Origin of the sequence: Microbacterium timonense, from assembly GCF_900292075.1 — a bacterium.
GTDB lineage: Bacteria > Actinomycetota > Actinomycetes > Actinomycetales > Microbacteriaceae > Microbacterium > Microbacterium timonense.
Map to the genome: position 1 here is coordinate 33258 of NZ_OLMV01000007.1, position 11420 is coordinate 44677.

General features: G+C 71.3%; 11 protein-coding genes. 8 read left to right on the top strand and 3 right to left on the bottom strand.

The window, feature by feature from the left end; all coding sequences use genetic code 11:
- Nucleotides 1-81: 81 nt before the first annotated feature.
- From C9992_RS16055 to C9992_RS16065, 3 genes are all read left to right on the top strand, one after another.
- Nucleotides 82-981 carry an ABC transporter ATP-binding protein gene (locus tag C9992_RS16055; RefSeq protein WP_235008288.1) on the top strand — a complete coding sequence of 300 codons (900 nt, stop codon included), beginning with the start codon at nucleotides 82-84 and terminating at the stop codon, nucleotides 979-981.
- Nucleotides 978-2078 carry an ABC transporter permease gene (locus C9992_RS16060; protein ID WP_106816653.1) on the top strand — a complete coding sequence of 367 codons (1101 nt, stop codon included), beginning with the start codon at nucleotides 978-980 and terminating at the stop codon, nucleotides 2076-2078. The genes C9992_RS16055 and C9992_RS16060 overlap by 4 nt, the downstream gene beginning before the upstream one ends.
- A gap of 88 nt (nucleotides 2079-2166) precedes the next feature.
- A complete protein-coding gene (locus C9992_RS16065) occupies nucleotides 2167-2922 on the top strand; it encodes an SDR family oxidoreductase (RefSeq protein WP_106816654.1) in 756 nt (251 codons plus the stop codon).
- Between the two features lie 36 nt (nucleotides 2923-2958).
- Here the strand turns inward: C9992_RS16065 and C9992_RS16070 are convergent, their stop codons facing one another.
- Complete coding sequence (locus C9992_RS16070; protein ID WP_106816655.1) at nucleotides 2959-3423, bottom strand: SRPBCC domain-containing protein; 465 nt, start codon at nucleotides 3421-3423, stop codon at nucleotides 2959-2961.
- Between the two features lie 16 nt (nucleotides 3424-3439).
- Here C9992_RS16070 and C9992_RS16075 point away from each other — a divergent pair, with 16 nt between their 5' ends.
- Nucleotides 3440-3763 (top strand): ArsR/SmtB family transcription factor, encoded by a 324-nt coding sequence (locus tag C9992_RS16075; protein WP_106816656.1) that lies wholly within the window; start codon nucleotides 3440-3442, stop codon nucleotides 3761-3763.
- 3 nt (nucleotides 3764-3766) lie between these two features.
- Here the strand turns inward: C9992_RS16075 and C9992_RS16080 are convergent, their stop codons facing one another.
- On the bottom strand, nucleotides 3767-4543 hold the full coding sequence (locus C9992_RS16080) for an alpha/beta fold hydrolase (protein WP_106816657.1): 777 nt from the start codon (nucleotides 4541-4543) through the stop codon (nucleotides 3767-3769).
- A gap of 121 nt (nucleotides 4544-4664) precedes the next feature.
- On the opposite strand from C9992_RS16080, the gene C9992_RS16085 reads away from it, so the two are divergent.
- Complete coding sequence (locus tag C9992_RS16085) at nucleotides 4665-5936, top strand: cytochrome P450 (protein ID WP_106816658.1); 1272 nt, start codon at nucleotides 4665-4667, stop codon at nucleotides 5934-5936.
- A 120-nt stretch (nucleotides 5937-6056) separates the two neighbouring features.
- On the top strand, nucleotides 6057-6374 hold the full coding sequence (locus tag C9992_RS16090; RefSeq protein ID WP_146145344.1) for a hypothetical protein: 318 nt from the start codon (nucleotides 6057-6059) through the stop codon (nucleotides 6372-6374).
- A 4-nt stretch (nucleotides 6375-6378) separates the two neighbouring features.
- On the opposite strand, the gene C9992_RS16095 is transcribed toward C9992_RS16090, so the two are convergent.
- Nucleotides 6379-7257, bottom strand: a complete 879-nt coding sequence (locus tag C9992_RS16095; RefSeq protein ID WP_106816660.1) for an SAM-dependent methyltransferase — start codon at nucleotides 7255-7257, stop codon at nucleotides 6379-6381.
- 173 nt (nucleotides 7258-7430) lie between these two features.
- Between C9992_RS16095 and C9992_RS16100 the strand changes: the two genes are divergently transcribed.
- Both C9992_RS16100 and C9992_RS16105 read left to right on the top strand, forming a co-directional pair.
- Complete coding sequence (locus C9992_RS16100) at nucleotides 7431-9791, top strand: glycoside hydrolase family 65 protein (protein ID WP_106816661.1); 2361 nt, start codon at nucleotides 7431-7433, stop codon at nucleotides 9789-9791.
- Between the two features lie 84 nt (nucleotides 9792-9875).
- Complete coding sequence (locus C9992_RS16105) at nucleotides 9876-11267, top strand: AAA family ATPase (protein WP_106816662.1); 1392 nt, start codon at nucleotides 9876-9878, stop codon at nucleotides 11265-11267.
- Nucleotides 11268-11420 lie beyond the last annotated feature (153 nt).

The following is an 11420-nucleotide window of genomic DNA, read 5'->3' on the forward strand; positions in this document are numbered from 1 at the left end:
CCCGGCCGGACCGCCCGCGGCCGTCGTGGAGCCCGGCATCGTCGTGACGGGCTGCGGCGCTCGTTCGGCGATGTGCACGCCGTGCGCAACGTGACGCTGCACGCGCGCGCCGGACGGGTCACGGGTCTCGTCGGTCCCAACGGCTCCGGCAAGACGACCCTCCTACTGATGCTCGCGTCGCTGCTGGCGCCCGACGCCGGCGCGATCCGCATCGACGGGGTGGACCCGGTGGCGCAGCCGCAGGCGGCGCGGGCACTGCTGGGCTGGATGCCCGACGCTCTCGGCGCCTGGAACGCGCTCACCTCGCGAGAGACGCTCGTCACGACGGCTCGGCTGTACGGGATGCCGAAGCCTCAGGCATCCGCTCGCGCCGATGTCCTCCTCGCCGATGTCGGCCTCCGCGATCTCGCCGATGCGCCTGCCCGTGTGCTCTCGCGCGGGCAGAAGCAGCGTCTGGGGCTGGCTCGCGCGCTGGTCCACGACCCGCGGGTGCTGCTGCTGGACGAACCGGCCTCGGGGCTGGACCCGCAGGCCCGCATCGACCTGCGGCAGCTGCTGCGCCGGTTCGCGGCCGAGGGGCGCACGGTGCTCGTCTCGAGCCACATCCTCTCGGAGCTGGAGGAGGTCGTCGACGACGCCGTGTTCCTCCTGGCCGGGGCGACCGTCGACCCCGCGCGGGTCGAGGCGGCTTCCCGACGGGCACGACCGTGGCGGGTGCGGCTGGCGGGGATCGAGGGGCAGGAGGCCGCCGGGCGGGTGGCGACGGCTCTGCGCGTGCCGCCCGAGACGGTGGCGGTCGACCGCAGAGACGTGCTGGTGTCGTTCGAGTCGGAGGATGCCGCCGCCCGCGCGCTGCGCGACCTCGTGGCCTCGCACCTCGACGTCGTCGAGTTCGCCGCAGCCCAGGGCACCCTCGAGGGCACGTTCCTCCAGCTCGGTCAGGGTCGGCCGCCGCAGGCGCCGGAAGGGACGGCACCGTGAACGGCCAGCGACTGGGCACCATCGTCGGACTCGAACTCACGCAGCGCACCCGCAGCGTCGCCTGGTACGTGCTGCTCGGCGTCTTCGCGCTGCTGCTCGTGATCGTCACGGCGTTGTCGTTCCTCGCCTGGGGGTCGGTTCCCCAGCCGGGGAGCGCGACCTACTCGACGATCGTCTACATCACACTGCTGCTCGTCGTGCTCGTCTCACCGACGCTCAGCGGCAACGCCGTCAACGGCGATCGGGATGCTGCGACCCTGGCACCGGTCCAGGTGACGCTGGCGACCACCGCCGAGATCCTCCTCGGCAAGGTGCTGGCCGCCTGGATCACCGGTCTCGCGTTCGTCGCGGTCTCCATCCCGTTCCTGGTGCTCGCGACCGTCGCCGGCGGCGGCGACCCGGCGACGATCACGGTCTCGCTGCTCGTGCTGGTGTTCGAGGTGGGCGTCATCGCGGCGATCGGCGTCGCGCTGAGCGGCATCCTCCCGCGTCCGCTGTTCTCGGTCGCCACGACCTATCTCGTCGTCGCCGCGCTGGTGATCGGCACGCTCATCGCGTTCGCGCTCGTGGGTCTCACGCTGCGCTCCGAGGTGACCAGCAGCAGTCGCAGCTTCGAGTACGACGCCTACAGCGGTGACACCGTGCCGTGCTTCCCCGGTGAGGAGTCGAGCGAGGCGTACCCGTGCGATGAGGATGCGGAGCTCTCGTGCGGGCCGTGGCGGACGTCGACCTACGACGTGCCACGGTTCGACTACGTGTGGTGGCTGCTCGCCGCGAATCCGTTCGTGATCCTGGCCGACGCGACCCCCGCGCAGTTCGACGAGAACGGCTATCCGCGTGACCTCTTCGGGCAGATCAAGACCGGAGTGCGCTCGGCGCAGCAGCCGCCCGACCTCGATCAGCGATGGGACGACTGCGCGCCCCGGCCGCAGAACGGCGACCAGCGCACGCCCGAGGAGGTCAGCGCGCAATCCACCCCGAGCTGGTTCATCGGAATGGCGCTGCAGGCGCTTCTCGCGGTGGGCCTGCTGTGGTGGTCATGGTCGAGGACGCGGACGCCGGCCGGGCGGCTGCCGTCCGGAACGCGCATCGCCTGAGCGGTCCGCCGCCCCGTGTCACACATCGACGGCCTCGCCGGTCGTAGTTGGTGAGCGCGCTCGGCGCTCCAGACACGAAAGGCACATCATGGCAAGAATCGTCGTGATCGGCGGCACCGGACTCATCGGCTCGAAGGTCGTCGCGAAGCTCACCGACCACGGTCACGAGGCGATCGCCGCGTCGCCCAACTCGGGTGTGAACGCGGTGACGGGCGAGGGGCTCGCCGAGGCGCTGCGGGGTGCGGATGTCGTCGTGGACGTGTCGAACTCGCCCTCGTTCGAGCCGGCCGCCGTCATGGAGTTCTTCACGACGTCGACCGGCAACCTCATCGCCGCCGAGCGCGAGGCGGGCGTGGGGCACCACGTCGCGCTGACCGTCGTGGGCACCGACCGCCCGCAGGAGATCGCCTACTTCCACGCCAAGGCGGCGCAGGAGAAGCTCATCCGCGAATCGGGCATCCCCTACTCGATCGTGCACGCCACCCAGTTCTTCGAGTTCATCGGCGGGATCGCCGCGACCTCGGGCGACGACGAGGTGCGGCTGCCCCCGGCGCTCATGCAGCCCATCGCCGCGGAAGACGTCGCCACCGCCGTCGCCCGCACGGCCGCCGGCTCCCCGCTGAACGCCGACATCGAGATCGCGGGGCCGGAGGTCATGGGACTGGACGAGCTCGTGCGGCGCGGGCTGGCGTTCCGTGGTGATGCCCGCACCGTCGTCACCGACCCCGACGCGCCGTACTTCGGAGCGCGGATGCAGGAGCGCACCCTCATGCCCGTCGACGGTGTCGAGGTCTTCGCCACCACCCTCGACGAGTGGCTTCCCGCCAACCCGCCGCGCAGCTGACGTGTTCCGCCGAGGAGGTGTCCGGAATGTGCCGGGTCAGGCGTAGAAGCCCTCTCGAAGGTTGATGCCGTGCTCGACCCACGCCTTGAGTGCGGCGAGCATCCCGGTCCAGCCTTCGCAGTTGCCGAACGCGCTCTTGGCACCCCCGGCTGTCGCCCGCCACGCCGACTCCGTGATCGTGACCAGCGTGCGGGCGCCGTCGTCGACCGGCTCGAATTCGAACGTGGTCGTGGTTTCGGCGTCGATGCCCTCCCGTGCCTCCCCGCGGATCACGAGGCGACGCGGCGGGTCGGCCTCGACGACGGTGACGGGGAACCGTCCGGGGAAGTCCGCGAAGTCCCACGTGACGTCGGCGCCCGCCTCGAGCCGGCCCCGCGCGCCACCGGTCGTGAAGTACCGCGACAGCTGCTCGGGGTCGGCGACGGCCTCATACACGTCGGCGGGCGGGCGGCCGACGCGACCCGACACGGTGAAGGAGAGTTCGGTGAGTTCATCAGACATGTTGTAGTTTTATAACATGACGGATGCCGAGAGCAAGGGAGGCGACGACGACCTCGTGTTCAAGGCACTTGCCGCACCCCTGCGACGGCGCATGCTCGACGCACTCAAGGCGGAGCCGCTGACCACGGGAGCGCTATGCGCCCGGTTCCCCGAGGTGGACCGCACCACGGTGCTCCAGCACCTCCGCGTGCTGGAGCGGGCGGAGCTGGTCACGGGCCGCAAGATCGGCCGGGAGCGTCACCTGTCGCTGGCGCCGTTGCCGATCAAGCGCATCCACGATCGCTGGATCGGCGAGTTTGCGCGGGCAGCCGTCGACCTGCTCGATCGGCTCAACGGGTAAGGCTTACGCGAGGCGCTCGCGCACGACCCGCGCCGTCGCCGCGGGATCGGGACGATGCATGACGGACTCGGGGACGATCACGAGCTCCGCGCCGCCGATCCGCTCGGCGAGGCGATCGGCGGCAGTGACGAGCACGGGGAACGTCTGCTGTCCGCGCAGCACCGTGACGGGCACCCGCACATCGAGAACGTCGGGTGTCGGCGTGGAGACCTCGCGCACGAGGTTCGTGTCGTAGACGGTCGACTGTGCCAGCGGGACGATCCGCGCGAACTGGTCGCTGGCCCGGATGGCGTCCACCATCTCGCGGGGCAGCCCGACGCTCTCGAGCTGGAACGTGACGACGGCCTCGTCGGGCCGGCCGTCGTCGACCAATGCCTGCAGCCGTTCGGAGAGGTCGTCGGCCGGCTCGTCGACGCCGAAGCGCACCGGTGGCTCGGAGAGGAACAGCCCGCGGATCGGCACGCCGCGCGAGGCGGCCACGAGCGCCAGCACCGCGCCCGATGAGTGGCCGAGCACCGCGGCGTCGCCGCCGACCGCACCGATCACCGCTGCCAGATCCTCCACCTCGCGCTGCGGAGTGGACCCACGGGCGTCGCCGCTGGCGCCCCGGGCACGGCGATCCCACGTGACCGCGCGGAATCCCGCGTCCACGAGCGCGTCGGCGAGCCCGGCGGCGTCGGCGGCGGTCGACAGCGCGCCGTTGACGAGCACGACGGTGGGCCCGTCTCCGGTGACGTGGTAGGCGATGGCGGTGCCGTCCGCCGAGGTCGCGATGTCCATGTCGGCCAGCAAACCACCGGGCACCGACATCCGACAGACATACCCGCGCCCATGACGGCGTGCAAGCCCCTGCGCACCGCGCGCGGACGTGCGTAGCGTCGGTTCGCGGAGAGGAGAGCCGATGTCCGAAGCGACGACTCCCGAGACGACCTCGGGCACCGGGAACGAGGTGCAGCTCATCCACATCCCCGGCGATCAGTCGCTGCGTTTCCTCACGGAGGGGTATGCGTTCGGCCGACGCCGGTTTGAAGAGCACGGGACGGATGCGTTCCGCACCCGATTGCTGGGACGCACGGCCACCATGCTGCGGGGGACCGATGCGGCCGAGTTCTTCTACGGCGAGGGTCGCTTCCGGCGGGTCGGGGGGATGCCGCGTTCGGCCTTCCACTCGCTGCAGGACGAGGGGAGCGTTCAGACGCTGGAGGGGCCGGCGCACCGTGGACGCAAGCGCATCTTCCTGGACCTCATGACCGACGAGCACCGCGCCGCCCTCGCTCACCGCACCGCCGAGGCATGGGAGGAGCACTGGAGCCGGTGGGTCGCGGCGTCGGAGCCTGTGTCGCTGATCCGCGCGGCGGAGCGTGTGCTCACCGACGCGGCACTGCGGTGGCTGGGCGTGGAGTCATCGGCGCTCGAGCAGCGCGCCCGCACCGACGAGTTCCACGCGATGCTCGACGGGGCGGGCGCCTTCGGTCCCCGCAACTGGTACGGCAGGCGCCGTCGACTCCAGACCGAACGGTGGGCTCGCGCCGTGGTGCGCGAACACCGGGCATCGGGGTCGGGCGATGTGGATACCCCGCTCGGCCGGCTCCTGCAGCATCGGGAGGCGGGCGGACCGCTCGACGAGGGCACGGCTGCCATCGAGCTGCTCAACCTGCTGCGCCCGACCGTCGCGGTCGCCTGGTTCGTCGGGTTCGCCGGTCTGGCGCTGCACCGGCATCCCGTCTGGCGTGAACGGGTCGTCACCGACGACCATCAGCTGTTCGCGTTCACGGAGGAGGTGCGGCGGACCGCCCCGTTCTTCCCCGCGATCGGCGGCCGCGCCGTCGGCGCCCAGACGTGGCGCGGGGTGACGTTCGCGCCGGGCGACTGGGTGCTCGTGGACTTCTTCGCGACCCAGCGCGACCCGCGCGTGTGGCCCGACCCCGACCGGTTCGACCCATCCCGCTTCGCCGTCCCCGAGCATCACCACGTGATCGTCCAGGGTGCCGGATCGATGCCGGACGGCCACCGCTGTCCGGGCGAGCCGGCGACCGTGGACCTCCTGCGGGTCCTGACGCGCGCACTCGCGAGGGCCACGTGGGACGTTCCCGCGCAGGACCTTCGCGTCGACCTGCGCCGCATGCCCGCGCTACCCGGTCGCGAGGGACTGCTCATCCGGCCTCGCGGGTGAGGATGCCGCCGCCGATCGAACGCGGTGAGCGGCATCCGTCCCGTCCGGGCCGGATGCATGCATCGCACGCCGTGTCAACGGTGTGTGTGATCCTGCCGGGGTGCCCGCACTGTGGGGCGCATGAAGCACGTGACGTACGCAGACAAGGCGCTCCTCCTCGATGACGACGCCGCCGATTGGCTGATGGAGTACGCGCGCGCACTCGGTTCGGCCCACATGAGTGACAGCGTGACGCTGCGCGGGATCGGGATGGACGGCAATGAGATCGATGCGACGTTCCTGCTGAACGCGAGCACCGAGCTCATCACGCAGACGACGCACAGCGGACTGAAGGGACCGGACAACGACGAGGCGATCGGCTACATGCAGGAGCGCACGAGGCTCATCCTCACGCCGCCGCCGGCCAGACCCGTCGACAACCCGCTCGACTTGGCCTGAGCGCTCATTCCGGACGGCGGGCGATGACGAATCCTCCGCGCGAGGAGCCGTCACCCGACGCAGCGGCGTCGCCCCGGTCGACGACGAGCCGGCGGGCGTACCGCAGCTCCAGGTCCGGCACGGAGACCTCCTCGACGTCCCACCCGGCGTCGAAGAGGACGGTGGCCGGGTCGGGCGGATCGGTGCGCGCGAGGAGGTCCTCGAGGGGAATGCCGGTGGCCGATGAGAAGGCCACCAGTCGTTCACGCGTCTCGGGGGTGTCGGTGAGAGCGGGAGCGCGCTCGATGACCGCGCGAGAGCCCGGGGCAGACAGCGCGAGGACGTCGTCGAGCACCTGACGCTGATCGTGCGCGGTGAGGTAGGGAAGCAGGCCCTCGAGCACCCAATGCGCAGGGGTTCCCGGATCGAACCCGGCGCGCACGAGGGTCAGCGCCCAGGGCTTGGTCACGTCTGCCGGGACGGCGGTGCGACGACACCGCACAGCGACGCCGGCGACGGTCATGGCGGCCTCGACGAACGCCACGACCTCGGGAGTGTCCAGCTCGAAGACGCGCGTGCCCGCTGACCAGTCCAGACGCCATGACCGCGTATCCAGCCCGCTGCCGAGCACGGCGACCTGGGGAAGGCCGGCGGCGCGCAGCTCGTCGTCGATGAAGCGCGTGCGCATGCCGATGTACATCGCGCCGAGGAGCATCGAGTGGTCAACGGGCGACACCTCGTCGAGTCGGTCGGGCCAGCGCTCGGGGAAGGGCGTCGACACGTCCGCCGCGCGAACCAGCAGCGCGGCCCACGGGTCGTGGATGAGCGCGTCGCTGCGCGTGGATTCGAGGGCGCGCGCCGCTGCGACGGCGACCGCGGTGACTCCGACACCGGTGATGGGCATACGATCATCCTCGCTCCGGAGAAGTCGTGGGGCCTGCGCGATTCGCTGCCGGCGCAACGCCGGCGAGGCGCTCCCCGTGCTGGCTCCCCGCTCGCTGGCCTCCGCGATACCGACACCCGGTCCGAATATCAACCTCCTCCTCCCGGGGTGCGTCCTGTCGGCAGACTGCCGGTATGCCTTCGCAGAGCTCCCGCTTCGAGATCGCCCCCTGGAGCATCGGGTGGCGGGGATGGGACGACGCCCGCCAAGCCCGGCGCGAGTCCGTGTTCTCGCTCTCCAACGGCCACATCGGGTGGCGCGGCTCGCTCGATGAGGGCGATCCGTGCGAGGTGCCGGGCGCCTACCTGAACGGCCTGTACGAGCAGCACCCCATGCCCTACGCCGAAGACGGCTACGGCTACCCCGAGCACGGTGAGAGCACGGTGATCGCCCCCGACGGCAAGGTCATCCGCCTGCTCGTCGGCGACGAGCCGTTCGACATCAGGGAGGGGCGGCTCGAACACCATGCGCAAGAGCTCGACTTCCGAGCCGGCACGCTGCACCGCGAGGTGTACTGGACCTCTGCGGCCGGCGCGTCGGTGCGGATCGAGTCGACGCGACTGGTGTCGCTCACCCACCGCGCCGTGGCGGCCGTGGACTACCGCGTGACGGCGCTCAGCGGACCGATCGACATCACGGTCCTGTCCGAGATCGTGGCCAACGAGCCGCTGCCGGAGGTGCACCCGGATGAACGGGTCATGGCGGCGCTCGAGCGCCCGTTCGACGCGGTCGACCGTTCCGTCGCGGGCACGAGGGCCACTCTGCTGCACCGCACCCGGCGAAGCCGGATCGGCGTCGCCGTAGCCATGGACCACATCGTCAGCGGTGCGGCGAACGTCGAGACGACCGCGACCGACGACGTCGCGCGCACGACCGTCACGGTGCGTCTTGCCGCGGGCGAAGGCATCCGTCTTCAGAAGTTCGTGGGGCACGAGTGGTCGCATGCGCTGACCGATCATGCGCTGCGCGACCGGGTCGAGGCCGCCGTGTCGACGGCCGTCGCGCGGGAATGGGACGGCCTCGCGCGGGAGCAGCGCGAGTTCCTCGACGCGTTCTGGGAGGCCTCCGACGTCACCGTCGAGGGCTCGGCGCGGCTGCAGCAGGCGGTGCGGTTCTCGCTGTTCCAGGTGCTGCAGTCCGCCGCCCGCGCGGAGGTGCGCTCGATCCCCGGCAAGGGGCTCACCGGTCCCGGGTACGAGGGTCACACCTTCTGGGATGCCGAGACATTCGTGCTGCCCGTGCTCACGTACACGCTTCCGGATGCCGCGGCCGGCGCGCTGCGGTGGCGCCGTGCGACCATCGACAAGGCGCGGGAACGCGCCGAGCAGCTGCACCTGGCCGGCGCCGCGTTCCCCTGGCGCACGATCAGCGGCCGCGAGTGCTCCGGGTACTGGCCTGCCGGAACTGTGGCCTTCCACATCAACGCCGACATCGCCGGAGCGGTGCTCCGCCACGTCCGCGTGACCGGCGACCGGGACTTCGAGCGCGACGTGGGCCTCGAGATCCTCGTCGAGACGGCGCGACTGTGGGTGGCGCTGGGCCGCTTCGACGCCGACGGGGTGTTCCACATCGACGGGATCACCGGCCCCGACGAATACTCGGCGCTGGTCGACGACAACATCTTCACCAACCTCTCGGCGCAGCGGAACCTGCGTGGCGCGGCTCACGCCGCGCGGCGGCATCCGTCAGCGGCTCGGCGCCTCGGCGTCAGCGACGAGGAGATCGGCTCGTGGGAGCTCGTGGCCGACGCGGTCGCCGTGCCGTTCGACGCCGTGCGCGGCGTGCACCAGCAGTCGGCCGGATTCACCGAGCTGGAGCGCTGGGACTTCGCCGCGACCTCGTCAGAGCAGTACCCGCTGCACAGCCACTTCCCGTACTTCGACCTGTATCGCAAGCAGGTGCTGAAGCAGGCGGATCTGGTGCTCGCGCTGCAGCTGTTCCCCGAGTGCTTCTCGGCCGAAGCGACCGCGCGTGCCTTCGCCTACTACGAGGAGCTGACGGTGCGCGACTCGTCGCTGTCGGCGTCCACGCAGGCCGTGGTCGCCGCACGCGTCGGCCACCTGGGTCTCGCGGTCGAGTACCTCACGGAGGCGGCCACGATCGATCTCGACGACCTCAAAGACGACGTGGACGACGGCCTGCACGTCGCCGCGCTCGCGGGCGTGTGGACGGCCGTCGTCTGGGGCCTCGGCGGCATGACGGACGGCGACGACGGGCTCGCCTTCTGCCCGCGCGTGGCCGAGCCGATCACCCGGTTCGGCTTCGGGGTGCGCATCGCGGGCGAGGTGCTTCGCGTGGATGCCGCGGCCGAGGCGACCACGTACACGCTCAGCGGCGGGCACCCCCTCTGCATCCGGCACTTCGGGGAGGTCGTCGAGCTGGAGCCAGGGGTGCCGGTTCAGCTCGCGACTCCTCCGCTGCCGTCTCCGGGTGAGACGCCGACCCAGCCGCCGGGCCGCTCGCCGCGTGAACTGCGGGCCGCCGCCCAGGCGTGACCCCTCCCTTTCGCCTCGACGGCCCCTTCCGAGAATTTCCTCGATCCGGCCCCCACACCGTCGCGGGCGGCGTAGCCTCCGGGCATGACACCATCGCCTTCCGGGATCACGACGGCCGGCCAGCTGCGCGCATCGGGTCACACCTACCGGCCGGTACGCGTCGAGCTGCGCGAGAACCTCCTGGCGGCACTCGCCGAGGGCACCGACCCGTGGCCCGGCATCCACGGCTTCGACACCACGGTGATCCCGCAGCTCGAGCGGGCCCTCCTCGCCGGACACGACATCGTGCTGCTGGGAGAGCGAGGTCAGGGCAAGACGCGGCTGCTGCGCAGCCTCGTGGGGCTGCTCGACGAATGGTCGCCCGTCATCGAGGGATCCGAGCTCGGGGAGCATCCGTTCCATCCCATCGCCCCGGCATCCGTCCGCCGCGCCGGTGAGCTGGGCGACGATCTGCCCGTCGTGTGGCGGCATCGCACCGAGCGGTACGCCGAGAAGCTCGCCACCCCCGACACGTCGGTGGCCGACCTCATCGGCGACGTGGACCCGATCAAGGTGGCCGAGGGCCGCTCGCTCGGCGATCCCGAGACGATCCACTACGGGCTCGTGCCGCGCAGCAACGGCGGCATCGTGGCGATCAACGAGCTGCCCGATCTCGCCGAGCGCATCCAGGTGTCGCTGCTGAACGTCATGGAGGAGCGCGACATCCAGATCCGCGGATACGTGCTGCGCCTCGACCTCGACGTGCTCGTCGTCGCGACCGCGAACCCCGAGGACTACACGAACCGCGGCCGCATCATCACGCCGCTGCAGGACCGCTTCGGCGCCGAGATCCGCACCCACTACCCGCAGACGATCGACGAAGAGATCGCCGTCATCCGTCAGGAGGCCGACCTCGTCGCCGAGGTGCCGGAGCATCTGCTCGAGATCCTGGCACGGTTCACGCGCAACCTTCGCGAATCGGATGCCGTGGACCAGCGCGCCGGCGTCTCCGCCAGGTTCGCGATCGCCGGCGCCGAGACGATCGCCGCGGCCGCTCTGCATCGCGCGACGCGCCAGCACGAGGAGGTGGCGGTCGCCCGCCCCGTGGACCTCGAGACCGCCGTCGACGTGCTCGGCGGCAAGATCGAGTTCGAGACGGGGGAGGAGGGTCGTGAGCGCGCCGTGCTGGAGCACCTGCTGCGCACGGCCGTCGCCGAGACCGCGCGCGCTCACCTTCGGGGCATCGACGCGCGTGCGCTCGCCGACGCGCTGCACGACGGTGCGACGGTCATGACCGGTGAGCAGGTGACGGCCGCCGACGTGCTCGCCGCGCTGCCGGTGCTCGGCGAGTCCGACCTCTACGACCAGGTGGCCGACCGGCTCGAAGCCCGCACGCCGGGCGAGCGTGCCGGCGCGCTCGAGCTGCTGCTGGAGTCGCTGTATCTCGAGCGCAAGATCGGCAAAGACAGCGCCGGAGGTGAGACCGTCTATGGCTAGCGTCACCCCCCGCTCGTTGAGCGAGCGGACCGAGTCGAAACGCCCCGCCCCCCGGTCGTTGAGCGAGCGCAGCGAGACGAAACGTCCCACGCGCGGTGCGTACCGTCGCCCCGGCCCCCGGTCGTTGAGCGAGCGAAGCGAGTCGAAACGTCC